Annotated in this window: 19 protein-coding genes and 2 pseudogenes; 14 read left to right on the top strand and 7 right to left on the bottom strand. The window is 53.7% G+C overall.

The features are described 5' to 3' along the window. The first annotated feature begins 547 nt into the window (after positions 1-547). A complete protein-coding gene (locus EAW52_RS19890; RefSeq protein ID WP_162997664.1) occupies positions 548-1,378 on the top strand; it encodes a formyltransferase family protein in 831 nt (276 codons plus the stop codon). Positions 1,379-1,470: 92 nt separating this feature from the next. Here the strand turns inward: EAW52_RS19890 and EAW52_RS19885 are convergent, their stop codons facing one another. Beyond that, complete coding sequence (locus tag EAW52_RS19885; RefSeq protein ID WP_026003744.1) at positions 1,471-2,388, bottom strand: LysR substrate-binding domain-containing protein; 918 nt, start codon at positions 2,386-2,388, stop codon at positions 1,471-1,473. Positions 2,389-2,555: 167 nt separating this feature from the next. Between EAW52_RS19885 and EAW52_RS19880 the strand changes: the two genes are divergently transcribed. The 10 genes and pseudogenes from EAW52_RS19880 (at position 2,556) to EAW52_RS19845 (ending at position 12,070) form a co-directional block, all read left to right on the top strand. After that, complete coding sequence (locus tag EAW52_RS19880; protein ID WP_019364260.1) at positions 2,556-3,305, top strand: SDR family NAD(P)-dependent oxidoreductase; 750 nt, start codon at positions 2,556-2,558, stop codon at positions 3,303-3,305. A 108-nt stretch (positions 3,306-3,413) separates the two neighbouring features. Further along, positions 3,414-4,712: an MFS transporter gene (locus EAW52_RS19875; RefSeq protein WP_122043714.1), complete on the top strand. Its 1,299-nt coding sequence runs from the start codon at positions 3,414-3,416 to the stop codon at positions 4,710-4,712. A gap of 21 nt (positions 4,713-4,733) precedes the next feature. After that, the gene (locus EAW52_RS19870; RefSeq protein WP_122043713.1) at positions 4,734-5,579 is read left to right on the top strand and encodes a transketolase; all 846 of its coding nucleotides are present in this window, start codon (positions 4,734-4,736) and stop codon (positions 5,577-5,579) included. Further along, positions 5,579-6,598, top strand: coding sequence for a transketolase family protein (locus EAW52_RS19865; protein WP_122043712.1), 1,020 nt, complete (start codon positions 5,579-5,581; stop codon positions 6,596-6,598). Before EAW52_RS19870 ends, EAW52_RS19865 begins: the two co-directional genes overlap by 1 nt. A 79-nt stretch (positions 6,599-6,677) precedes the next feature. Beyond that, positions 6,678-7,625, top strand: a complete 948-nt coding sequence (locus EAW52_RS19860) for an alpha/beta hydrolase (RefSeq protein WP_122043711.1) — start codon at positions 6,678-6,680, stop codon at positions 7,623-7,625. 362 nt (positions 7,626-7,987) lie between these two features. Then, a complete protein-coding gene (locus EAW52_RS26445; protein ID WP_256680643.1) occupies positions 7,988-8,113 on the top strand; it encodes a hypothetical protein in 126 nt (41 codons plus the stop codon). Between the two features lie 240 nt (positions 8,114-8,353). Beyond that, positions 8,354-8,503, top strand: a complete 150-nt coding sequence (locus EAW52_RS26905) for an amidohydrolase family protein (RefSeq protein ID WP_218567946.1) — start codon at positions 8,354-8,356, stop codon at positions 8,501-8,503. Positions 8,504-9,234: 731 nt separating this feature from the next. Continuing rightward, positions 9,235-9,774 (top strand): annotated as a pseudogene (locus EAW52_RS26900) (MCP four helix bundle domain-containing protein); the annotation flags it as partial. A 609-nt stretch (positions 9,775-10,383) separates the two neighbouring features. Continuing rightward, positions 10,384-10,905 (top strand): annotated as a pseudogene (locus tag EAW52_RS26895) (methyl-accepting chemotaxis protein); the annotation flags it as partial. A gap of 100 nt (positions 10,906-11,005) precedes the next feature. Continuing rightward, a complete protein-coding gene (locus EAW52_RS19845) occupies positions 11,006-12,070 on the top strand; it encodes a serine hydrolase (protein WP_122043709.1) in 1,065 nt (354 codons plus the stop codon). A 68-nt stretch (positions 12,071-12,138) separates the two neighbouring features. Here the strand turns inward: EAW52_RS19845 and EAW52_RS19840 are convergent, their stop codons facing one another. The 3 genes from EAW52_RS19840 to EAW52_RS19830 form a co-directional block, all read right to left on the bottom strand. Continuing rightward, the gene (locus EAW52_RS19840; protein ID WP_122043708.1) at positions 12,139-13,512 is read right to left on the bottom strand and encodes a GntP family permease; all 1,374 of its coding nucleotides are present in this window, start codon (positions 13,510-13,512) and stop codon (positions 12,139-12,141) included. Positions 13,513-13,709: 197 nt separating this feature from the next. Then, the gene (locus tag EAW52_RS19835) at positions 13,710-14,243 is read right to left on the bottom strand and encodes a gluconokinase (RefSeq protein ID WP_122043707.1); all 534 of its coding nucleotides are present in this window, start codon (positions 14,241-14,243) and stop codon (positions 13,710-13,712) included. Positions 14,244-14,489: 246 nt separating this feature from the next. Next, positions 14,490-15,224 (bottom strand): SDR family NAD(P)-dependent oxidoreductase, encoded by a 735-nt coding sequence (locus EAW52_RS19830; RefSeq protein ID WP_122043705.1) that lies wholly within the window; start codon positions 15,222-15,224, stop codon positions 14,490-14,492. Between the two features lie 175 nt (positions 15,225-15,399). On the opposite strand from EAW52_RS19830, the gene EAW52_RS19825 reads away from it, so the two are divergent. Then, positions 15,400-18,675, top strand: a complete 3,276-nt coding sequence (locus EAW52_RS19825; RefSeq protein ID WP_122043703.1) for an EAL domain-containing protein — start codon at positions 15,400-15,402, stop codon at positions 18,673-18,675. Positions 18,676-18,856: 181 nt separating this feature from the next. On the opposite strand, the gene EAW52_RS19820 is transcribed toward EAW52_RS19825, so the two are convergent. The 3 genes from EAW52_RS19820 to EAW52_RS19810 all read right to left on the bottom strand — a co-directional run bounded on the left by EAW52_RS19820 (position 18,857) and on the right by EAW52_RS19810 (position 23,753). Further along, on the bottom strand, positions 18,857-19,936 hold the full coding sequence (locus EAW52_RS19820; protein WP_122043702.1) for a nucleoside hydrolase: 1,080 nt from the start codon (positions 19,934-19,936) through the stop codon (positions 18,857-18,859). A gap of 212 nt (positions 19,937-20,148) precedes the next feature. Further along, on the bottom strand, positions 20,149-22,524 hold the full coding sequence (locus EAW52_RS19815) for a glucose/quinate/shikimate family membrane-bound PQQ-dependent dehydrogenase (RefSeq protein WP_372238864.1): 2,376 nt from the start codon (positions 22,522-22,524) through the stop codon (positions 20,149-20,151). Between the two features lie 83 nt (positions 22,525-22,607). After that, positions 22,608-23,753 carry an aldose epimerase family protein gene (locus tag EAW52_RS19810; RefSeq protein ID WP_122043700.1) on the bottom strand — a complete coding sequence of 382 codons (1,146 nt, stop codon included), beginning with the start codon at positions 23,751-23,753 and terminating at the stop codon, positions 22,608-22,610. Positions 23,754-24,430: 677 nt separating this feature from the next. Here EAW52_RS19810 and EAW52_RS19805 point away from each other — a divergent pair. Both EAW52_RS19805 and EAW52_RS19800 read left to right on the top strand, forming a co-directional pair. Then, complete coding sequence (locus EAW52_RS19805; RefSeq protein WP_122043699.1) at positions 24,431-25,195, top strand: SDR family NAD(P)-dependent oxidoreductase; 765 nt, start codon at positions 24,431-24,433, stop codon at positions 25,193-25,195. 131 nt (positions 25,196-25,326) lie between these two features. Next, positions 25,327-25,746 (top strand): DUF2946 domain-containing protein, encoded by a 420-nt coding sequence (locus EAW52_RS19800; RefSeq protein WP_162997663.1) that lies wholly within the window; start codon positions 25,327-25,329, stop codon positions 25,744-25,746. Positions 25,747-25,777: the final 31 nt, after the last annotated feature.

Raw genomic sequence — 25,777 nt, 5'->3', positions numbered from 1 at the left:
AGATTTCTCAATGTCGCCTATCTATACGGATGGTCCCAAGCAAAGCAGCATCCCATTACAGCGGTAGCCTGAAGCGTGTCTTTTTGTGAAACACGTAATAGGAATAGCCTGAGATTAATTAAGTTCAAATGGCTGGTAAGAATATTTGGTTATTGTTTTGCGTAAGTGGCTCAGGGACGGTTATATAAAGTTTTTTACATACAGGTTCATTAACAGGCTTGCATTCAGTCTGACGTTCGCCTGCAGACCTGTGTTGGCGGCGTCTATAAGACTTGGCACTGGGAACAAGTAGAGTATTGAAGCAGAGCGGCATTGAGCTCTTGATGCTTCGAGCATAGGAGGAAAACAAAAAAAGATACATTCTTTAATTATGAGAAATGGCTTGAAAATATTCCGGGTGAAAAAAGTCAAACGTCCGTTTTATTATATAAATAATTAATCCTTTTGTTATCTAGGTATTAATGCCTTTACAGCGCTTATTGTATATCGGTACAGTTACTTGCTTTTAAACTGCCAGCGTATGGGCATGGCGATCAGGCAAGTACTTATGACGTATAAGATGGTTTTTTTGGGCAGTAATGCCGCTGTTCTAGATTATTTTTGTTGCAGTCAAGATTTTGAGGTTGTGGGTGTCATTTGCGAAAGTCAGCTTTTGAATGACGACCTTCTAACCTGTACCGTTCTAAGAAATATTCCGCTCAGCGTAGCTTCTTCCCATAAGGACATCGAAACGGCCCTGGCAGGTGTTAATGATATTGATTTCTGTGTTATTTGTTATTTCAGTCGGATCATCAAGCCCGACCTGTTAAGCAGGTTCACCTTCTTCAATATTCACACGAGCTACCTGCCAACCTATAAGGGAAAGCATCCAATCTTCCATGCCATCGCGGCGGGAGAGAAGGAGATCGGTATATCGCTGCACAAGGTTACGGTGGCCATTGATGAAGGCGCGATCATCTCCAGAGAAAAGGTCGCTTTTTATTATTGGATGAGCGAAAAGGATCTGTTGCAGGCACTCTTTGCGAAGACGCCTGTGCTTATGGGTGACCTTGTCCGTTATCTGAACGGTGAGTTGGAGCCCGTTCAAAACAGCGAGGGCTCTTACTATCCGCCCTTCGCGGCAGCCTCCATCATCATCAACGAAAGCATGTCTGCATCAGACATCCTTAATCTCTCAAGAAGCCAGGCATGCTACGCCGGTGTCCGTCTGGCGTACGGCAGTCAGTGGTTCAGGATTCGAACAATTACGGTTTCCCAGATGAGCTCCCTGGGTGATCATGAGGTTTTCGGGCGTCTGCTTATAAACGGGCAGCAACCTATCGGCATGCAGATTGATCACACCTACTGTCTTAAATTTGCAGATGTCACTGCCGAATAGCAGTTGTTGCACATGCCTGCATTGGGCCGCCTATAGTGGCTGCCGGCGGCCCGTTCTCCAGTGGTGTAGGTGGATTTCATAACCCTGCTCATCTAGTAGCTGAAGTCATGACCAAGCTCCTGCTGCAGCCAGGCGAGAAAGCGCCTAACACGAGGAAAGTCCGAGTGGCTGCGGGGAAATACCAGATGGTGTGCGCTGACCGGGCTACAGAATTCAGCACCAAATACCGAGACGAGCTTGCCCTGTTCCAGATATTCACGTGCCAGCAGGGTGCTTTCCAGTGCGAAACCCAATCCATGGCTGGCCGCTTCGAGTGTCATGTAGGAACGGTCAAAGCTTAGTGAAAACGGAGCCTCGGGAAGTGAAAGACCTTGTTGGGCAAACCATTGAGGCCATTGGACCAGGGTTGCCTCAGACAGAATCAGATTGCATGTCAGCAAATCGTGAGGAGCCGCTATCGGCTGTTTCTGCAGCAGTGCTGGAGAAGCCATGACGGCTACATGCTCATGGCGAATCGTTCGTACTTCGAGCGTATTCCAGTTGGGTACGCCGTGGCGGATATCCAGATCGACCTTGTCCCGGCTGAAATGTAGCGCCTCGTAGGAGCATGACAGGTTGATCTGTATGTCAGGATGGCTGGCTTGAAAGGCTTCGAGGCGAGGCAGTAACCAAAGCAGTCCGAAGCTAGGTGAGGAGTGCAGGCGCAGGCAATCCTGACTGAGATCACTGCTGGCCCGTTGGGTGGCTGTTGCAAGCGTATCGAGGACTCCAGATACGTCCCTCAGGTATTGCTCGCCACAGGGCGTTAGCGTCACGCCTTTGGCTGTCCGCCGAAACAACGGACGGCCAATTAACGTTTCCAGATTGGCGATCTGATGACTGACCGCGGAAGGCGTTAGATCCAGTTGTTCGGCCGCCCTAGCAACGTTACCCAGGCGCGCTGCCATTTCAAAGGCTTGGATGGCCTTAAAGGGCGGAAGCGATAATAGGCGGTTTCCTTCGCTGGGCATTATGTCTGTTCCCTCCTGTGAATACTGAAGCGTGCCAACGCTCTATGCTGAATTTTTTTCAGCATAGAGTGACTTTTTCAGGATTGCCAGCGCACTGCGAACCAAGGAATCTGCACATAACGGCCCGCCTTGAGCCGAATCCATAAAAATAATTCAGGAGCAGTCCTATGCTACTCGAAGGCAAGATCGCCATTATCACCGGTGCAGCTTCAGAACGCGGTATCGGCAGAGCTACTGCTAGAACCTTTGCTGAGCACGGTGCCCGCGTCGTTATTCTCGATCTGGATGAGGCCGCCTCGGCTGCTGCTGCGGCGTCCCTGGGTACCGAACACTTGGGGCTTGCCGCTAACGTAGCGAATGAAGCTCAGGTCAAGCATGCGGTAGCCAAAGTGCTGGAGCAGTATGGTCGTATCGATATTCTGATAAACAATGCCGGTATTACTCAGCCTCTCAAGACATTGGATATCCAGCGTCAGGACTACGATAAGGTGCTGGACGTTAGCCTGCGCGGTACGCTCCTAATGTCCCAGGCGGTTATTCCTGCCATGCGCCAGCAAAAGTCTGGCAGTATCGTGTGCCTGTCATCCGTCTCGGCCCAGCGCGGCGGCGGTATTTTTGGCGGTCCGCATTACAGCGCTGCCAAGGCAGGGGTGCTGGGTCTGGCCAAGGCGATGGCACGTGAACTAGGACCAGACAACGTACGCGTCAACTCCATTACGCCCGGGCTTATCCAAACCGACATTACGGGTGGTCTGATGCATGACGAGCGCCGTCACGCCATCATCGAAGGCATTCCGCTGGGTCGTTTGGGCGAAGCCAAGGATGTCGCCAATGCTGCGTTGTTCCTGGCCAGCGATCTCTCCGGTTACCTGACCGGCACCACACTGGATGTGAATGGCGGGATGCTGATTCACTGACGTTTCAAGGACGAGCCTGCGGGTGGCTCGTCCCTCGTGCTGCCTCTGACGTTCCGGCGAGTCTCTGAAAACTCGTCCGGCCACTATAAGAACAAGAGATCAGACACCATGACGACACTTACCCTCGACGCGGTTGCGACCGCGCGTTCAAACGCCTATCGCAAGACAGCCTGGCGGCTGATGCCTTTTCTAATGCTCTGCTATCATTGCGCCTACCTGGATCGGGTGAACGTCGGGTTTGCCAAGCTCCAGATGATGAATGACCTGGCCTTGAGCGAGGCGGTCTATGGGCTGGGCGCTGGGATGTTTTTCATCGGTTACTTCCTGTGCGAAGTCCCAAGCAACATCATTCTGCACAGGGTGGGGGCCCGGCGCTGGATCGCCCGGATCATGATTACCTGGGGCATCATCTCAGCCCTGTTTGCCTTTGTCGAAACGGCATGGCAGTTCTATGTGCTTCGCTTCTTGCTGGGCATTGCCGAGGCAGGGCTAGCTCCAGGCCTGCTGCTTTACCTCACGTATTGGTTCCCGTCCTACCGCCGCGCCAAGATGACGGTACTGTGGTTTATCGCCATTCCATTGTCCGGCATGGTAGGCGGCCCGCTGTCCGGCTGGATCATGGAGCGTTTCGCTGGCGTGCACGGTTGGGCCGGTTGGCAGTGGATGTTTCTGATCGAAGCCGTTCCTACCGTTGTGGTCGGTTTGCTGGTACTGAGTTACCTGAAGGATGGCGTCAAGGATGCCCATTGGCTGGATGACGACGAAAAGAAACTGATCAGCAGCGAACTGGCTGAAGATGAGCAGCACAAGGTCACCCATGCCTCGGCAGGTGCGTTTATCCGTGATCGTCGGCTTTGGCTGTTGGCATCCATCTACTTTTGTGTGGTGATGGGCCAGTATGCAATCACGTTCTGGCTACCCACCCTGGTGCGCAACGCCGGTATCGCTGACCCCCTGCATATCGGCCTGCTGACGAGTTTGCCGTACTGCTGCGCCATTGTGGCGATGCTGCTGGCCGGCCGAAGCGGGGATCGACATCGTGAGCGTCGTTGGCATCTGGCTGTTCCCATGGTGGCCGGTGCGACAGGTCTGACACTCGCCGCGCTGCTGGGTGGACATATCAGCGCCTCCATCCTGAGCCTTTGCCTCGCTGCTGCCGGTATCCTTTCTGCCTCCTCACTGTTCTGGATGCTGCCTACCAATCTACTAGGCGGTGTTTCGGCTGCTGCCGGCATTGCAGCCGTCAATAGCTTCGCCAACCTGGCGGGCTTCTGCTCACCTTATCTGATCGGCTGGATCACCACGTCTACAGGCTCCAGTGCGATTGGCATGTACCTCATTACCGGTGTGCTGGCATTCGGGGCCCTGTTGGTCTTCCGTATTCCTGCTGCCCTGGTCAATCGTTGAGTTCAAGCAAGGAGTCATACCATGCAAACACAATCTGCTCCGACAGGCGCGCTCGATCTCGCGGAGCGCGCCTACAACATTCGCCGCCATGCCTTACGCATGGGGCAGGTGCAGGGTCAGGGCTATATCGGTCAGGCATTGGGGGCAGCCGATCTGCTCGCCGCGTCTTACTTCCATGCAATGCGTTATCAGCCGGAAAACCCCGAGTGGGAAGGGCGTGACCGTTTCTACCTGTCTATCGGTCATTACGCCATTGCGCTTTACGCCGCACTGATCGAGGCGGGCATCGTTCCCCTTGATGAACTGGAAACCTATGGTACCGATGACAGCCGTCTGCCGATGTCCGGCATGGCTGCCTACACCCCCGGTATGGAAATCACAGGCGGCTCTCTGGGACATGGCTTAGGGATTGCCGTAGGGGCGTGCCTGGGCCTCAAGCGCAAGCACTCCGAGGCGTTTGTTTACAACCTGCTTTCTGATGGCGAACTAAATGAGGGCTCTACCTGGGAGGCAGCAATGTCGGCGTCCCACTGGAAGCTCGATAACCTGATTGCCGTGATCGATGTAAACAACCAACAAGCCGACGGGCGTTCCAGTGAGATCCTGGCGTTCGAGCCGATTGTCGATCGCTGGCAGGCCTTCGGCTGGTACACGCAACGGGTCGACGGTAACGATCTCGGTGCGTTGGTAATAGCGTTCGATAATGCCAGGCAACACTCCGGCCCCCAGCCTCGCGTCATCATTTGCGACACACGAATGGGTAAGGGCGTGCCGTTCCTGGAAACACGTGACAAGACCCATTTCATTCGGGTGGACGAGGATGAATGGGAAAAAGCCCTGGAAGCCCTTGAAGTCGGGAGAGTCTGATGAATACGCCAACCTCTGCAACTGTAACGGCCGCACCGGCCAAGAAGCGCCTGACTACATCGGCGATGATCGCATCCATTGCCAGCGAGGGCCAACCTACACGCCCGGCCCCCTTTGGTCATGCATTGGCGGCGTTGGCCGAGCAACGCAAGGACATCGTCGGGCTCTCGGCTGACCTTGCGAAGTACACGGATCTACATATCTTTGCCAAGGCGCATCCAGATCGATTCTATCAGATGGGCATGGCCGAGCAGCTTCTGATGAGCGCCGCTGCAGGAATGGCCCGTGAGGGTTTCACGCCATTCGCGACCACCTATGCCGTATTCGCCTCCCGCCGCGCGTATGATTTCATCTGCATGGCCATCGCCGAGGAAAATCTCAACGTCAAGATCGTATGTGCCTTGCCAGGGCTCACCACAGGTTATGGCCCGAGCCATCAGGCCACTGATGACCTGGCGATCTTCCGTGCCATGCCTAATCTGATGGTCATCGATCCGTGTGATGCATTGGAGATTGAGCAGGCTGTACCCGCTATCGCAGCCCATAATGGCCCGGTATATATGCGTCTGCTGCGTGGCAATGTACCGCTCGTGCTGGATCGATTCGACTATAAGTTCGAAATCGGCAAGGCCAAGACGCTCTGTCCAGGCAAGGATGTGTTGATCATCTCGACAGGACTCATGACCATGCGTGCAGTGGAGGCGGCTGATCAGCTCCGTGCAGACGGTATCGACGCGTCCATCCTTCATGTACCAACGATCAAACCACTCGATGAACAAACCATCCTGGCGGAGGCCCGAAAGCCGGGGCGGCTTGTGGTAACAGTGGAAAACCATTCCATCATGGGTGGTCTGGGGGAGGCGGTCGCCAGCCTGCTCCTGCGCAACGGTGTGACGCCGACGTTCAGGCAGATCGCGCTGCCGGATGCGTTTCTCGATGCTGGCGCGCTGCCCACTCTGCATGATCGCTACGGGATCTCCACCCAGGCGGTCGCAGCGCAGATCAAGGGTTGGCTATAGTCGAAGCGACAAGGTGCGGATCACTGATCCTTACCTTGTCATTCTGTCTTCCTGCAATCCCTGACCGATATGCTCCCTTATGAAGACTCATGCTTTAGTTGATCCTGACTATCTGGCCTATGCCCAGCCACCCGGTGAGCCGTGGACCCAAGAAGCGCTACCCGCGATTCGCGATCGCCTGCGAGCCGGTTACCCGAGCGCGACATTTCCCGGTTATGACCCAGTTGCCATTCCAGGTCCGAGTTTAGGCATCAGTCTTCAGCTATGTGTTTATCGACCTGAATCCAAGCTGCACACTAACCGACCGGCCATTTTGTACCTGCATGGAGGTGGTTTCGTCGTTGGCGACACGGCCATGGTTGACGATTACCTGACTGAGCTTGCCCAAACATTGGGTGCAGTAGTCGTTGGCGTTGATTATCGCCTTGCGCCTGAAACGCCGTTTCCTGGGCCGCTGGAGGACTGTTATGCCGGTCTGGAATGGCTTTTCAAGCAAGCCGATACACTCCAGATCGACAGGCATCGAGTATTAGTGATGGGGCATAGTGCTGGCGGAGGACTTGCCGCTGCACTGGCGCTCCTGGCACGCGACAGAGGCCGTTATCCTCTCGCTGGGCAGGTGCTGATCTATCCCATGTTGGACTACCGAACCGGTACGGCTGAGGCACCTCTGTTGAATTCGAGTACGGGAAAATTCTACTGGACGCCAGAAGATAACCAGTTTGCCTGGAAATGCATGCAAGGCGCATATGAACTAAGCGCCAGCCAGATGGGTTACTTCTCGCCCGCATTGGCTGATGACCTGTCCGGTCTGCCGACTACGTTCATGGCAGTAGGCGCGCTGGATCTTTTCCTCGAAGAAGACGTGCAGTACGGTATGCGGCTTTCGCGTGCAGGTGTGCCACTGGAGCTTCATGTTTACCCGGGCGTATTCCACGGGTTTGACCGTCTTCCTGGCCAGCGTTCCGACACCTGCCGTGCCGACATAAGTGCCGCGCTCAAACGCATGCTGAAGGCATCTCTTTAACTACAGTCACCACAGCCGACCCTGTCGGCTGTGGTAATCAAGAAGCTGCATCTGAATCTAGGACCGGCTTCCGAAGGAGAATAACAATGAGCGACTTGCCGATCATTGATGCACACCATCATCTGTAAGATCTGGATAAGCATTACTATCCCTGGCTCCACAAGGGCGTAAAACCAAGCGTCTTTGGAGACTATTCTGTCCTCTGTACCAGCTACCGTGGCCCGGACTTTCTGGGGGATGGCTGCAACCAGAACATCGTCAAATCCGTTCACCTGGATGTCGGGTTTGACCCACAAAACCCGGCGGGTGAGACGTGTTGGCTGCAGCGTGTAGCAGACGAACATGGATTTCCCTACGGGATCATGGACTATGCGGACCTGTCCGCCTGCCATGTCGAGGCGCTGCTCGATGAGCATATGCAATACCCCAATTTCCGCGGTATTTGCCAACCCCTTAATTATCATGCTGATCCGGCAAAACCTACCTGACACGTCTCGGTGTAACTCGTGAGAACGTGTGGCGTCGAGATTTTGAAAAACTGCGGGCACGCAATCTTTCCTTTGACCTGCAGATTTACTACCCGCAGATGGAGGAGTGCTATGAGCTGGCTAGCGCTTTTCCCGAGACGCAGATCATCTGGAACCCACCGGTATGCAGGTGGATGGTCTAGAACACTTTGAGTCCTGGTGCGCCGCGATGAAAAGGCTTGCCCAGGCGCGTAACGTGGCCTGCAAAATGTCCGGGCTTGGCATGGGGATTGGCAATGGACACCTGAGAGTATCAGACCCTATGTATTGGCAGCGATCGAGGTGTTTGGGATCGATCGCTGTATGTTTGCCAGCAATTTTTCCGTCGATAAAGTTGTTCAGCACTTATGACGCTATCTTTGATGCGCTCAAGTCGATTACGGCAAACTTCAGCCATGACGAGCGGGGCGAATGAAGGACCGCTACCACGTTATGAAATAGAGACCCTTTGCCAGCACGACGATCAATACCATATGGGCAAGTATGCTGATACGGATAAGCCGCGAGCGGCGGAACGTGAGCATGTCTCGCCGTAGCAACTGAGCCAGTACCATATAGTGAAGGATAATACTAAGCCCTGATTTTGTTGTTACGAATGTCGCAAAGCCGATGAGATTCTCGACTTGGTGAGTTTTAGAGTCACCTAGACATCAGTCTTACCGAGAAGCGGCCCTTGGGAAGTGCACGCAGCCAGCACTAAGAGCGCTTCTGTTGAAACGAGCCATGCGGGACTGACGCAAATACCACTGCTCCGTGACTTCAGCTTAACCAAAAATCTTTAAGCGCTCCGACTCATGAGCATAATTGTTAAGTAATACCAGCCCTTAAAAAAGATTATGAAACCATCTCCAACCTCATAACACAGACCAAAGTAAATAATAACTGGTCACCCATGATGGAGAGGGGAGAGTTCAAAACCGGGCCATCACGCGTTATAGCGCTCCTACATTTCATTGAGTTGTATGAATTCTTCAAAAAGCAACGTCCCGTCTTTCCTTTAAAAATAGCCATCCATCACCTCATGGCATAAATTTGTGTTGCAGTAATTGTTATCCCAATAACTAAAATATAAAGTGTGACCTATGTCACCTTTAATTTTTCTTTCGAGGCTTCGTATGCATACCCGTATGACCATGGCTACGCGCCTAGGTCTTGGCTTTGGCTTGGTTCTAGCGCTCATGCTGTTGATTACACTGATTGGTGTTCAACGGGTAGGCGTAATTGACGGCACGCTTACTTCAATCAGCCAGGGCGCTAGTCTGAAACAACGGTACGCCATCAATTTTCGTGGAAGCGTTCATGACCGCGCTATCGCGATTCGGGATGCTGTGCTTATTCACGATACGTCGGCACTGTTTAATCGGTTGAGTGATATCGAGCGGCTCAAGGCTTTCTATCAACAGTCAGCTCAACCTATGGATCAACTTTTTGCTGCGCAGGACTCAACGCCAGCAGAGCAAGCCTTGCTGGTTGCAATTAAGGAGATTGAGCAACGAGCATTACCACTGACTGATCAGCTACTGAGGCTGCGACAAGCTGGCCAGTTTGAGGAGGCTCGCGTGTTCCTGCTTGAACAGGTGTCGCCTGCATACGTTGAGTGGCTAAAGCGGATCAATGCATTGATTGACCATGAAGAGTTCTATGTCAATGCGCACCTTGATCAGGTAAAAGATATTGCCGGCAGTTTTCGCTGGCTCATGCTGATCACCTGTGCCGTTGCCATTGTATTTAGCGTAATTATTTCCTGGGTCATTATCCGCCAGATGAAAATGACGCTGGGGGCAGAGCCAACCGATGTGGCTGCAGCCATCCATCGCATGGCTCAGGGTAAGCTGGATGCCATTCCAGTCACACGTTATCCCGAAAGCGTCATGGGGGCACTAGGAGCCACGACCATACACTTGGCTGAGACCATACAGCAGGTTCGTGAGGCGGCTGCTACTGTTGCGGCAGCATCCGAGCAGTTACTGGAGACCGCTCAGGAGAACCAGCGGCAGACCGACCTGCAATCGGCCCAGGCTGAACAGATGACCGCTGCGGTCAACGAAATGACAACGAAGGTGGGTGAGGTTGCAGACTATGCAGCCTCCGCAGCCCAGGCAACAGGCAATGCGGATGAACAGGTAGAGCAGGGTAATACGCTGATCGTCGATGCAGGCAAGGCGGTTCAGGCATTGGTTAGAACTATGGAGCAAGCCACCAATACGGTACAGATGGTATCTACCAACAGTGCAGATATCGAGAAAATCGTGGCTGTCATTAAGTCAGTGGCTGAGCAGACCAACTTGCTGGCACTCAATGCGGCAATCGAGGCAGCACGGGCGGGAGAACATGGACGAGGCTTTGCAGTGGTAGCCGATGAGGTACGCTCACTCGCCACGCGCACTCAGGAATCCACCCGCGAAATTGAAAGCATGATTGCAACCCTACAGGAAGGCACGGCTACCGCTGCCAAGGAAATGCAGTTAAGCCGAAGCATGGCGCGTGACACCGAGGTGCTGACAACGGATGCTGTTGCCGCGCTTCAAGGTATAAGCCGTGAGGTAGGCGCAATCAACAGCATGAACACTCAGATTGCCTCAGCGTCTGCACAGCAGAGCGTGGTGGCAGAAGAGGTAAGCACCAATATCAACCGTATTCACGGGGCAAGCCTGGAAACCTCAAAAGGCTCACAACATATCGCTGATGCCAGTCGTCAGCTTGCTGGCCTGGCAAGTCAGCTAGCGGATCGAGTCAGCGTCTTCCAAGTGTAATTAGCTGACTGGATGGTTCAGGCTTCACAAGGTTTTCCACTCTTATATAACGCCTGAATGAAATGCTACGTAACGAGTTGAAGGGCATGTTTGTCCGTCAATGACGGTCGGATTTGTCATTCAGGTCAGTGTGGTTCTGGTCATGCCTCCGATCCTTCCGCTTGTTCGGCGTTTGGCACATTTTAGGTCTATGGGGCTTATTGCCTTGTGCTGGGTGTCTATCAGCGCCTCTGCCAATCCCAACTTGTCCCAAGTGCTGGATGATGCTCAAGCACTTGGGCCGCTGGAAACGGTGATTGTCAGTCACGATGGGCAGGTGATGGCTGAGCGCGGTTATCGAGGGCACCGCACAACTACACCCACCAATATCAAATCTGCCTCCAAGCTGGTGGTATCAGCGCTGATCGGTATCGCCATTGACAAGGGGATTCTCAAAGGGACTGATCAAACAATCGCTCCGCTGTTGTCAGAAGACCTTCCGGCAAAACCGGATCCGCGGCTGAAGGACATTACGATTGGTAATCTCATGTCCATGCAGGCGGGACTGGCGTCTACTTCAGGGCCGAACTATGGCGCCTGGGTTGCTAGCAGAAACTGGGTGAAAGCTGCCCTGGCGCGTCCTTTTGAAAACGACCCTGGTGGTCCCATGATCTACTCCACCGGCTCAACTCACCTGCTTTCGGCTATTTTGACCCGACAAACCGGGCGCTCGACCTTGCAGCTGGCCCAACTCTGGCTGAAACCTCTTGATGGTTTTGCCATTACCAGCTGGAGTCGCGATCCGCAGGGTGTCTATATCGGTGGTAACGAAATGGCCATGAGCCCACGATCATTGCTGGCATTTGGCGAACTGTACCGGAGGAAGGGTGTAACCCAGGACGGTCGCCGTCTGATCTCATCCCGTTGGGTAGAAGAATCCTGGCAGGTTCGTACCTACTCACGCTATACCGGGGATGGTTATGGATATGGCTGGTTTGTTGCGCGAATCGCGAACCAGGAGGTGTATTACGGCTGGGGATTCGGTGGGCAGATGCTGTATATCGTGCCCCGCCAGAAGCTGACAGTCGTCATGACCTCAGATGGTAGCGCCTCGGCTGCGCGCTCAGGGCATCGGGACGACTTGCACCGCTTGTTGGGCAGCATTATCGAGATTTACGCGCAGTAAGGCTTTACGACAATACTGGGATAGTCTTCCGGACAGGTGGTTGCTCACCTGTCCGGTTTTACGCTCTGTCAGAGTATCAGGCTGCCTATCCAGGCCAACACGAAAGCGATAGTACCAATGAGCGTTTCCATCACGGTCCAGGTCTTGAGCGTGGTTTTTTCGTCCATATCAAGGAAGCGACCCACCAGCCAGAAGCCAGAGTCGTTTACATGTGAGAGCACAGTAGCGCCGCCGGCAATCGCTACGACGATAAAGCACAGATCGAACTGGCTCAGTCCACCGGTTGCGGCTACGGTTGGTGCCATGAGTGCGGCTGCGGTTGTGAGGGCAACGGTTGCCGAACCTTGGGCTACCCGTAGCGCCGCCGAGATCACAAAGGCCGCAACGATTACCGGAAGTCCGGTATCTGCCAGCATCTGAGACAGTGCGTCGCCAATGCCACTTGTACGCAGCACACCACCAAACATGCCACCTGCGCCCGTCACCAGTACGATGGAGCAGATAGGGCCGAGTGCGCCGTCACATACTTTTTCCAGATGCTTACGGCTGTGTCGACCGCTAAAGACGATCAATGCAAAGAGCACGGTGATCAGCAAGGCCACTGGCGTCTTGCCCAGCATCCGCAGGAACTGGACCCATGTGCTTTTGCCATCGACTGTACCCATAACGCTCAAGGTATTCAGGCCGGTATCTAGAAAGATCAGGATCAAGGGCAACAACAGGATAGCAAGTACGGTAGAGAAGCGGGGCGGGGTAACTGTCGTATCACGGTCAGCATCGGTCAAAAAGCTTGCTGGAATACCAACATGAAATTTCTTGCCCGACCACAGGCCGAACAGATAAGCGCCAAAATACCAGGTAGGCAGTGCGATGATGGCTCCAACGATAACCAGCAAACCGATGTTTGCACCCAGAAGTTCTGCGGCAGCAACCGGGCCTGGGTGCGGCGGAACCAGCGCGTGCATGGCGGCGAATGCACCGGCCGCCGGTAACGCATAGCTCAGCGTAGAGCCGCCCAGACGCTTGGCCACACTGAAGATGATCGGCAGCATCACGATCAGCCCCGCATCAAAGAAGATGGGAAATCCGAAAAGCAGCGATGCTACGCCAAGTGCGAAGGGCGCACGGTGTTCACCGAAGCGATTGATCAGGGTGTCGGAGAGAACTTGGGCACCGCCTGTAATCTCTAGAAGACGTCCGATCATGGCGCCCAAGCCAACCAGCAATGCCACCGAGGCAAGGGTATTACCAAAGCCGGTCAATAGTGTCGGGACTACCTTGTCAAAAGGGATCTGCGTCGCGAGCGCCGTCAGGATGCTCACCAGCACAAGTGCCAGAAAAGCATGGACCTTGAATCGCATAATCAGGAGGAGCAACAGAATTACAGCGCCTGCTGCTATGAGGAGCAATATACTGGCGCTGAGCGCAGTAGGTTCAGTCATGGTGGGCCACTTTCTATTGTTGTTGGTCGTTAGCGAAAGCCATACATGTGCGCGCCTGACGCCTGAGGACTACCAGAACGTCAACACCCTCGCTGCAACATGCAGTGAGGGTGAGGTAAGGAGCAAAGCCATACATGCCGGACATGTCGCCTCACATGTTATTGTTATAGATGAAGCGTTAACGGGAGTCCGGCCGGTCAGGCGCTTTTAACAGCCGCAAACGTATCGTTCCACCAGTCGGACGCCTGCTGGCTGATCACCTCGATGGGCAGTGTCGCGTCCACAACAAGGGTCGCGTCTTCCTGAAGAGGCGGCTCCAGCGCTGCAAACTGGCTATCCACCAGGCTTGCGGGCATGAAATGCCCAGGCCTGTTGGCAACACGCACGGCTGCGTCTTCACGGGTAAGATTCAGAAATACAAAGCCCAAGCCTGGAACGGCGGAACGGAGCTTGTCACGGTACTTCTGTTTGAGGGCGGAACAGGTGAGAACGGGCTTGATACCTGCGTTTACGGCATTAGCCATTTCCTGACCCAGGCGAGTCAGCCAGTCGGCGCGGTCTTCATCGGTGAGCGGAATGCCAGCACTCATCTTGGCGATGTTTGCAGCAGGATGAAACTGGTCACCTTCGATCAGGACACCACCGCTGCGTTGAGCAATGGCCTCACCAATGCAGCTCTTGCCGCAACCAGCCACGCCCATCACAACCAGGGCAGGGATATACGTATTCATAGGATTCTCCAGCCGAAGATAGCGCTATCTTTAATTAAGAAATCTGAACAGATAGCGGCTTCGTATGTTGTAGCTCTTGTTTGCTAGATAATGCATCTCGAAAACAATGACGATTAACTGCTTTAATTTTCGAGACAGCGCTAACTTAAGCATACCGCCCGGACTTGGCAAGCGCTTTTGATACCAGGGTTCCGCCAAAAACGTGACGGGGTAAAGGCTGACGCCTACTGGAGGATAAGCTGTCCGTTACCGTTTTGGGCTCATAAGGCCAGCGGTCTCAGCACCGTCAACTGTGAGCGTAGCGCCATTGATATAGCTTGATGCAGGCGACAGCAGCCAGTAGATCGCTTCGGCTACCTCTTGGGGCGAGCCCAGGCGGCTTGCGGGTATCCGTGAGGTAAGTGCAGCAAGATGAGCGGCATCCTGAATAACCTTGTCCATCATGCGCGTAGCGATCTGCCCAGGGCACACCGCGTTGAAGCGCACCTCTGAGCCATATTCCAACGCCAGCGCCTGGGTGAGTCCCAGCAGGGCGGCCTTGGTTGCACAGTATGCTGCAAGTCCTTGTTCACCCGTCTTGCCTGCAATGGAAGACACTGTAACGACCGCGCCATGTGCTGCCTGCAGGCCCGGAAGCGCATGCTTGATGTAGAAAAACACCGAGCGCGTGTTTACCGCGAAAAGATGATCCCAGGTGTCCTGACTCATCGTGCCGAACTCACCACGGCTGGACATGCCAGCACTGTTGACCAGGCCGGATATCCGGCCCTCTCCCAATGTCATTGCATGCGCTACGACCTGTTGGCAGTCCTGCTCACTCAAGACATCGCCTGCCATGAAAACGGCTGTCTTCAGCCGTGTCTGCAGGGCTTGCCCTGCATTTTCGTCCCGGCCGGTAAAAACGACCTGATGCCCTTCAGTAACCAGTTTTTCAACCACCGCCGCGCCAATGCCCTGGGTGCCACCCGTTACGATAAACATGGTTTGCTCTCTACGTGGTTTCAGGGCGTGCCTGTTCTTAATCAAGTAAAGCGGGGAATCTCTAACGAACCAATGGCGGTGTATTGGCTCAGACCTATAACAAGCCAAGCCGTAGCCTATCGTGGAGCGGTTGTTGCTCTACCCGCATACTGACCTTCAGGCGTACCCTTTAATTATGGATCAAACGAACCAGCCTCTTGATCTTGCGCAGTGTGACAGGGAACCGATTCATATTCCCGGATCGATTCAGCCACACGGCATCTTGCTTGCTATCGACCCTGATACCCAGATTATTCAACAAGTTGCCGGTGATACTGTGCGGTTTTTAACACGAAACCCTACTGACTTGCTGGGGCAGCCAGTCGATACGGTTTTTGGGGCCGATGCCGCGACGTCTCTTCTGACGCTCGAGCCTGATATGACTGAACCTTTGTATTTAGGCTCGTTGTCGCCAGCAGGCAACCTTGGTATGCCCGTAGATCTGACAGCACATATTTACAATGGTGTGCTGTTTCTAGAGCTGGAGCCTTCCTCAGAGCATCAAATCACTGCGGCGCAGAGGGTCGGCGAGATCCATCGGGTTCTTACAATTTGGAATGCCACAACCAGTCTGCACGCTCTGCTTAAGAGTGCGAGTGAGGAGTTTCGCCGACTGACCGGGTTTGATCGGGTAATGATTTATCGGTTTCTAGAGGATGGGACAGGGCTTGTCGCGTCTGAAGACAAGATCGATAGTCTTGATGCGCTCCTCAACCATCACTATCCCGCCTCCGACATTCCCAGGCAGGCGCGAGCGCTTTATCTTCGGAATCCCATCAGAACAATAGCGGATGCTGGGTATATACCTGCTCCGCTCGTTCCGGCATTGAACCCCATTACAGGTCAGCCATTGGACATGAGCGGATGCAGCTTGCGCAGCGTTTCGCCCATTCATATTCAATATCTTAAAAACCTGAACGTTACAGCCTCTATGTCCGTCTCGATAGTCGTGGATGGGCAACTATGGGGACTTGTCTCCTGCCATCATACCTCTCCCAAACGGGTCTCTTATGATATGCGCGAGACCTGTAAACTATTAGGGCAGACGCTGGGCCAATCGATTAAGGCGCATTTAGAAAAAGCGATTAACAATCAGGCGCAGCAATTGGCCTTTGCTCGTGAGGAGTTACTCAAAAGGCTGACAGGGTTTTCTGCTGTTGAAGAAAGCATTCGGCGCTATTTGAAGGATGTTCAGCATCTTGTTCACGCAGAGGGTGCAGCACTGCTTCTTCACGGCAAGCTTACCCTGCTGGGCAGTACGCCATCTGAGGAGCAGACCCGAGCGTTGATAGAGTGGCTTCTGGAGCCATCCATGCCGACTACCTTTGCGACCAAAAGTCTTGTGGATCATTATGAGTCTGCAAAGGTGTATGCCACCCAGGCCAGCGGCTTACTGGCCGTTATAATCTCGCACACCCCTCCGTTTGTATTGCTATGGTTCAGGGCCGAATATCTTGAAACCATTAATTGGGCAGGTAATCCCCATAAGCCAATTGAGCCAGATTCTACTCCTGGGCAGTTGACGCCGCGAAAGTCATTTGAAGACTGGAAAGAAACGGTTCGCTATCAGGCTAAGCCCTGGTCAGAGGCTGAAATAGATTCAGCCCGAAAGTTTGGCCGAGCGCTTCTTGATATGCGCATGAAAGATATGCTCCAAGGGCTGAACGGGCAGCTACAGAAAATGCTGGTCGATAAAGAGGTTCTCCTTGCCAGGAAAGACTCGCTAACCAAAGAGGCGCAAGAGCACATTCAAACGCTGCATAAGCGTGAGGCCGAACTAAGTGCCATCTTGGAAAATACCAGTGACGGGTACATCTGTACGGATGAAAGGGGGGCTGTTACCGCCTGGAATCGCAAAGCCGAAGAGATCTTTCTCTGGAGTCGAGAAGAAGCAATAGGCGCGTCTATAGAGGATCTGATTATTCCGCCGATGATGCGTCAGGCTTATCGTGACGATTTGAAAGGCTTCCTCGCCACAGGAGAAAGCAACAATGTGGGCAAGGTTGTCGAACATTCGGCGTTGCGTAAGGATGGGATGCTGATTCCCGTTGAGACACGCATCACGGCGATCCAGATTGACAGCCGTACGATCTTCAGCGCCTTTGTACAGGATATTACGCCGCGCAAACTCCAGGAAAAAGCGCGATTAAGAGATGCTCAGGAGGACGCTCTGACGGGCCTGGCCAACCGGCGTATGATGTATCGCTTTCTCAAGGCGAGGTTGGAGGCCAAGCCTACCGCGGAGAATCCGCTTTGGCTCCTGTACCTTGATCTGGATGGTTTCAAACCCATAAACGATACCCTTGGGCACGCGGCTGGTGATCAGATGTTGGTTGAGGTTTCTCACCGGCTGAAACAATGTATGCGTGAGGATGATCTTGTCTCCCGTATTGGGGGCGATGAGTTCGTCATTGTAGCCAGCGGTCTGCCAAACCGGGCTTTTATTGAAAAACTCTGCGAGCGACTCCTTAATAGCCTGCGAAAGCCTGTTTTGATCAATAAGCATGAGGTGAGTGTAGGATGCAGCATAGGGATCGTTTCGGCGCCGGAGGATAGCTGTCAGGCTGACGATCTCTTGCGTTTTGCCGATATAGCGCTTTACGAAGCCAAAGCGTCAGGCCGGAACACGTGGCAGTTTTACACCTCACGGATGAGTAGTCGTCTTCTGGTTCGGCGGCAACTCGAGACGGATCTTAGACTGGCCTTACGCCGAGACGAATTGCGCTTGGAGTTTCAGCCCCGTTATAAGATACGAGGTGGTCATCTAACAGGGGCCGAAGCCTTGGTACGGTGGCAGCATCCTCTACGCGGCTATTTAAGCCCTGACTATTTTATTTCCATTGCGGAAGAAACCGGCCTAATCGTGCCGTTGAGTGACTGGGTATTACGCAGGGCGTGCCTAGAGGCTATGCAGTGGAAGGACTCGGCCTTTGTCTCAGTCAATCTTTCACCGATAGAATTCAAGCGCAGTGACTTAGTAGCTCGCATACAAGCGGTTCTAGAGGAAACCGGGCTTGCGCCTGAGCGCCTGGAGCTTGAGATTACCGAAAGCGTTATGCTTGATAACACCAACGATGCCTTGGCTATTATGCGAGCACTCAAGGAGCTGGGCGTTAGGCTAGCCATGGATGATTTTGGCACCGGCTACTCCTCATTAAGCTACGTCCATACCTATCCCTTCGACGGCATCAAGATCGACCGTAGCTTTATTGCCGCGTTGGATGGCTCGTCTAGTGGCGAGGCAATTATCGAAGCCATCATTGGTTTGGGTCGTGCCTTATCGCTCACTGTTACGGCTGAAGGCGTTGAAACCCAGGAGCAGCTTGAATTATTGACTCGGCTTAATTGCCATCAGGCACAAGGGTTTTATTTAGGTCGCCCCGCGCAGGGTGATCTGCTTATGACTCACTAGCATGATTTGTAGATACGCAACTTCCCTAGTACCACGGGGGCTTGGTTAAAGCAGCAAGGGATTTAACACTATCCGCTAAGTTTTTAGCATTTCTGGCAGCGGAGGATGCGCCAGCAGCGCAGACCTGTGTGGAGGCAAGGACAGGGTTGCAACAATACAGCTGGCAACCCTAGGCACCGCTTCATGGTCGTTTGACTGGGGCAGGCAACGTAACCAGGTTTACATAATCATTCCAAAAGGCTTGTTGATCGATACCAAACACCACCTTGGCTTTCTGGGTGCCTAATGGGGGGTTCTTGCGGTAGCCCAGTGACCTGCCGTAGTTCGGGCCAAAGTGGGTATCAACGTCAACCCAAAGGTCTTTCGATTCGGTTACCAGTTCCGGGTGCACCAGGAAGAGCGCCGGCAGACTGTCCCAGGTAAAACTCTGGTAGGCAGGGTCCTTGTCGAACTCAGGGCCCAGGACTGTCTTGTAAAGGTCAGGGATAACCCCTTCAGCGGCCACGATGCGCTTGTAGACGCCTGCGTTGAAGATGACCTTTTCGCAGACGTCGTTGGGGAAGATCACATGCTCTATCGGCGAGCGTAAAACGATCCGTGCAGCCTCCGGGTCGAACCACCAGTTGAATTCTGCTGCGGGCGTGGTATTGCCTGGAATCCCGATGGCGCCGCCCATGTACACGATACGCTTGATCAGCGGCACGATCTCAGGTGCGCTGCGAATAGCCAAGGCCAGGTTAGTCAGTGGACCGACAGCCAGGATAGTGACTTCATGGGGGTGCTGTTTGATGCTGTCGATAATGAACTGGGTCGCTGATTCAGGGCGTACCGTCGTATGGGTGGCGCGACCATCCGGAGGCGCGATGAGCGCATCGGCTGAGGTCGGTCGTGGGCTCTTGAAAGCGCCAGGCCAGCCTGCGCCAAACAGCGCCTGTTCTTGCGGGTACGTCGAGAGGTCATGTAGAAGCGGGTAGGCTGCGCCAGAATAAACGCCGACTTCCTTTTCCACGCCCATACGCTCGACGGCCTTGAGGGCGTCTACCTGCTCTTGATCCACCCAGGCATTGCCGCTCACCAACGTCATGCCCAACAGTTCGATCCGTTTTTGCGCATGCAGTTGCGCCAGCATGATGAACGCCTGACCGTCATCATTGAGTACATTGAAGTCGGTATCGAAAATAACCTTGTCTGCAGCCTGTATAGGGCTTGCCAGAACGCCAAAGGCCAGGATGGCGGCGCAGTATTTGAAGAGTGCTCGCATCGGTTGGGGGGCTCTTGTTGTAATAGTGATGCAGCAAGTGAGACAGGTCTCATCTGCCCGAAAGCTGTATCGCCAAGCATAACGCAGCGGCAATGAACGCTGCCAACAATGACGTTCATTTTGGCAGGCCAATTCCTAGGCATAATGCAGAAACAGCGAAGCCCGGATGAGATTTCCGGGCTTCGCGTAGAGGTCAGCTCTGATTACGAATTTTACTTCGTATCGGGAAGGGCGTACGCAATCAGATAATCACCCATTTTGGTGCCAAAGGAGCCGTGCCCGCCCGCCATGATGACAACGTACTGCTTGCCGTTGGCTTCGTAGGTCATGGGTGTGGCCTGGCCACCAGCCGGTAGACGTGCCTCCCATACCTTGTCGCCATTGGTCACGTTATAGGCGCGGATATAGTTGTCCTGAGTACCGGCAATAAACATTAGGTTACCTGCTGTCGAGATCGGGCCTCCCAGCATAGGGACACCAATTTTCAACGGTGGCAGTTGAAGCCCCTGCAGACTGTCCCGAATCGTACCGATTCGCTTACGCCAAACTACTTCGTGGGTTTTCATATCGACCCCGGCGACATAGCCCCAGGCCGGCTGCTTGCACGGAAGGCCCAGCGGTGACAGGAACGCATTGATCTCTACACCAAACGGCACACCATATTGGGGCTGAATGCCCGTTTCGGTGCCGGTCCCTTTGGCGCCTTCTTCCGGCCACATGGGATTACCCGGGCCGCGCGGAATCAGCTTTGACACAAAGGGCAGCGCCATTGGGTTCATTAACGCTATCTGGCGGTCGGAATTGACGGAAATGCCACCCCATTCAAAAACGCCAAGGTTACCGGGGAAAACAATCGTGCCCTGTTCGGACGGTGGCGTGTATTGACCCTTATAGCTCAGGCGCTTGAAGATCACGCGGCACATCAGTTGGTCGAACATGGTGGCGCCCCACATGTTCTTGTCAGTCAGTGTCTGGATGGGGGTCAAGTTCAAGGCGGAGCGAGGTTGCGTCGGGCTTACCCAATCGCCTTCTGCGGCACCCTGTGGTACCGGCACCTCTGTAATGGGCACAATGGGCTTGCCGTCACGACGATCCAGTACGAACAGATTACCCGCCTTGGTCGGTACGTAAACAGCAGGAACTGTGTCGCCAGACTCTACCTTTACATCAGCAAGAGTAGGCTGGGAAGGTACATCCATGTCCCAGAGGTCATGGTGGGTAGTCTGATAAGACCAGACCAGTTTACCGGTCGAGCCGTTCAGCGCAACGATAGCACTGGCATAGCGCTCCATAAGCGGCGTACGGTGGCCGCCCCAGATATCAGGCGTGGCGTTACCTGTCGGTACATAGACTACATCGGCAGCGGCATCATAGGCCAAGGGCGCCCAGGCGTTGGGTGAGTTGTTAACCAGGGTCTTGCCGTCAGTCGGGATCGCATTGGGATCTTCTGCACCCGTATCGAATATCCACTGCAACGCGCCGGTATTGACGTCATAACCCCGGATGGCACCTGATGGCTCATGGATAGAGAAGTTGTCAGTAACTGAGCCACCAATGATTACTGTAGTGCCCGTTACAACCGGCGGTGAGGTGGGCTGTAAACCACCTGGATAGGTGTAAGGATGCATCTCCTTAAGATCCAGCTCGCCATTGTTGGCAAATTCGCTACATGGTTGGCCATTGTCTGCGTTGATGGCAAAGAGACGGCCATCATTGACGGGCAGGAATACCTTGCGTGGGCAGCTGGTCTGAGCCTGGGGTTTACCGGCGAGGCTGGCTGCAAACTCCGTGGTGTTGGCTTGATCGTAATAGGATACCCCACGGCAGGTCAGGTGCTGGTAGGAGGGTTCCGATTTAAGCTTGGGATCGAACCTCCATTTCTCCTTGCCTGTAGCCGGGTCCAACGCTACCAATATCTGGTGCGTGGTGCAGATATACATGTTATCGCCAATCTTGATTGGGGTCAGTTCGTTAGTGGTTTCCCCCGAATCATTCTCGGTTCTGGACTCGCCACTACGAAATGTCCAAGCGACCTGCAGGTCTTTGACGTTGTTCTCGTTAATCTGATTCAGCGGCGAGTAGCGCGTACCGCTTTGGGTCCTGCCGTAAGCAGGCCAGTCCGCCGGGCTGATACCCTCTACCGGCTGAGCCTGGGCAGGCTGGGTAGACGCCAGGCTGCCATTGATCTCCTGCGGATCATTGAAGATCGAATACACCAGTACGGCAATGGACAGCACCAGCGTTGCAGATAAAAAGGTTTTGCTGGCTCTGAGACCTGCGCCAATGCCACGCGTTACTCCAGGAATCAACAGCCAGATGCCCAACAGCCCGAGAATATTCAGGCGTGGTACGAGAGCCCAGAAATCGGTGCCTGCTTCCCAGAGGCCCCATACGAGCGTCACGAGCATCAGTACCGCATAAAGCCAGATCGCGGCGGTAGAGCGACGCGCGAGCAGAGTAGCGCTGATCAGCAGAGCAATACCGCTGATCACGTAATAATACGAGCCGCCTAATACTGCAAGCCAGGCCCCTCCAATCACTAAAATTACCGCGAATATAACGGCGATAACCGCAGTGAAAGTTCTCAATCCAGACCTTGTCGATAAAGTGCTCATCAACTGTTTCTCTCTTTGTAAAAAAGCACGGATCCTTTAGTGAACTATCAAAGGCGTTATTGAGTATCGAAACGGAATACGGTCGTGCTATTAAATACCTCCCCAGGTTTTAATACCGTACTAGGAAAGTCCGGTTGGTTCGGGCTGTTTGGATAATGCTGGGTTTCAAAGGCAAACGCTTCAGTCTGCCGATATACCTTGCCGCCTGCGCCCGTTACGTTCCCCTTGAGAGCATTACTGGTATAAAACTGCAAGCCGGGTTCTGTAGTCAGGCACTCAAGTATGCGACCCGTTCCATGATCAACGACCTTGGCCGCATCTTGTAACGCCTTTGGATCAGCGCCTTTGTTCAATACCCAGTTGTGGTCAAAGCCATGGGCATAAAGGAGCTGTGGGTCGTTGGCGCGAATGTCTTTGCCAATGGCTTTAGGCGTTCGGAAGTCAAAAACACTGTTTTCCACCGGTTGCAGGGTGCCGGTAGGAATCGACTGAGCATCGGTGGGAAGATAATGATCGGCATTTATCTGCACCACCTGATCCAGGACTCCATGGGTACTGTCAGGTCCGGCCAGATTGAAGTAACTGTGATTGGTCAGGTTGATGACCGTGTTCTTATCCGTCTGGGCCTGATAGTCAATACGAAATGTGTTGTCGTCAGAAAGGCTGTAGGTAACAGTTAGCTGGAGGTTGCCTGGAAATCCCTGATCGCCCTCTGGGCTGTTTAACTTCAGGGCAGCCTTGACCACAGGGCCTTCAGTCACCAATGGCGTGACCTGCCAGATGCGCTTGTCATAGCCCTTGCTACCGCTGTGCAGCGTATTAGGACCATCATTTCGTTCGAGTTGATAGTTTTTTCCGTCAAGTGTGAACTGCCCTTTGGCGATGCGATTGGCGTAGCGGCCAATCAGAGCGCCAAAGTGGATGCCTTCGCGAGCATCCACAACTTCGTAACCATGCAGATCATCGTACCCCAGCACAATGTTGGCGCGTTTGCCGTGTCGGTCAGGCGTAATGATCTCCGTAATAACACCACCAAAACTTAAAAAAGAGACGCTTACGCCTTTGTCGTTAGTCATGGTGTAGCGCGTTACAGAATGGCCATCTTGCGTGGTGCCGTAAGATTCCTGAGACAACGTCGAAGCAGTGCTGTATTGGCTGGCGAATATGCCTAAAGCAGCTACGAACAAACCTGAAGCCCGCATTGTTATAAGTCCACCTAGTTGAGCAATACAGGTCAGAGTCAAAATGTTACAACTCGTTCGTTGCCAAAGTGCGATAAGCACTGGATTAGATCTTTCACGTACAAAGTGTCAGGAAATTAGGCGATTTGGACTTCTATTCGTCACTGCGTTAATAACTGAACGTAGCCTGATATGGCCGATTTGTCCGAGGTTTTCTGCAGTCGTGCGATATGCAGACAAGGCTGTAGCTAATGAAAGTTTTAAGGGTCGTGAGCAAGCGGAACGAATAGCAATCCTTGAATTCTGTGAAAAATTTAAATGCTTTTAAAGCGATTCAAAATTTGTTTTCGTTGTGTAATTTATTGCATGCTGTTTCGAGTAGAGGCGTTGTCGGCGCGACATGTAATCGCGGCATTGAACCTGCCCAAGCGATCAAGTAAACGACATAGCATTGAGAAACCAATATTCAGTCAAATTGCATAGACAAAGTCTAAGTGACTCTCGAAGCACTAGCGGGCCGCTTGTGTCTCATTCGTTGTGTTCTCGATAAGCATCGCTTGTAAAGTGGTATGCGTGCCCTCGCCAGAATGTACTTTCTAACTAGCGATCGCTTGGCTCTGCAATGCACCTCCTGATGAACTTGGGTTTGCTGCTGCGGTTCTACTGGTGCATACCTTCCATGATCCAGAGAGGCTGACATGACTCGTTTTACTAACAAGGTAGTGCTCGTGACAGGGGCGGGATCGGGTATTGGTGAAGCAACTGCCAAACGCTTTGCGGAAGAGAACGCTAAGGTCGTGCTGGTGGGCAGAACGACCGAAAAGCTTGAGCACGTGGCGCGTACGCTTCCAGCGGATAGCAGCTACATCAAGACCGCTGATGTCTCGGACCGGATTCAAGTAGAGCAGCTGATCGCGGATGTCATCCAGAAGTATGGCCGCCTGGATGTGCTGGTGAACAATGCGGGTACGGTGGCCCAGGGCAAGATTACCGAGGCTGATGTCGACGACTGGCGCAAGGTCATGTCCACCGATCTGGACGGTGTGTTTTATTGTAGCCGAAGCGCCTTGCCTGAGTTGATCAAGCAGAAGGGCTGCATCGTCAATGTCTCCTCGGTCTCAGGCCTGGGCGGTGACTGGGGGATGAGTGTTTACAACGCGGCCAAAGGGGCAGTGACCAACTTTACCCGTGCCTTGGCAATGGACTTTGGTGAAGAAGGCGTCAGGGTCAATGCCGTATGCCCCAGCCTCACTAAAAGCGAGCTGACGGAAGATATGCTTGGCAATGAATCGCTTATGGCCAGCTTCAGGGAGCGGATTCCGCTGGGAAGGCCAGCCGAGGCCGAAGAGGTCGCCGATGTCATTGCGTTCCTGGCCAGTCATGATGCCCGTTTCGTAAACGGCGTGAATCTCCCTGTCGATGGTGGGCTCTCAGCCTCCAACGGGCAGCCCAGACAGGCTTGAGTTCTTCAAAACCCGGGGTTGCGGCATGTGGCCGCAGCCTGGCGTTTACGTACGGTATTGCTGTATACGCACCGTTCGACAACAGATCCCGCACCTGGTCTGTGTTTGTCATCAGTGCTAAATTGGTTGGTATGAAGTCAGTTCGAGCCCATTTTACTTCTCTTGCCTGGATGCTGGTTGCCGCCGTCCTGCTCAATGGTCTCGCCTGTAGTTTTGGTCACGGCATCATGCATGGCCAGACATACCGTCTCCCGTCGCCCCACGAAACAACGGTGGAGATGGACCATCACGTACATCACCATGCTATGGCCGCCGCGCCTGATACGCACCAGGGCAGTATGCCCATGGTTGATTCATCTCATAATTCAGCTATCAAGCAGCTTGCCATGAGCGATTGCGCCTTCGCTGGTACGCTTCCACTGGCGCTCATGGTTTTCACGGCGCTGAGCTGGCTGCTGCGTCATAAACGGCAACGCCTGTATCATCTGGACGCCGGTTGTCGACGACCTCCCCGTGACGCATTTCCCTGCCTCAATCCCCGCGCGCCCTGACAGCCACTGGCGGCATTTACTTACTAACCCT

It is taken from the genome of Pseudomonas sp. LTJR-52, assembly GCF_003691465.1.
GTDB classification, from domain to species: domain Bacteria; phylum Pseudomonadota; class Gammaproteobacteria; order Pseudomonadales; family Pseudomonadaceae; genus Chryseomonas; species Chryseomonas luteola.
Note: the sequence above shows the minus strand (reverse complement) of the source record. Positions and strands in the feature narration are given on the sequence as shown.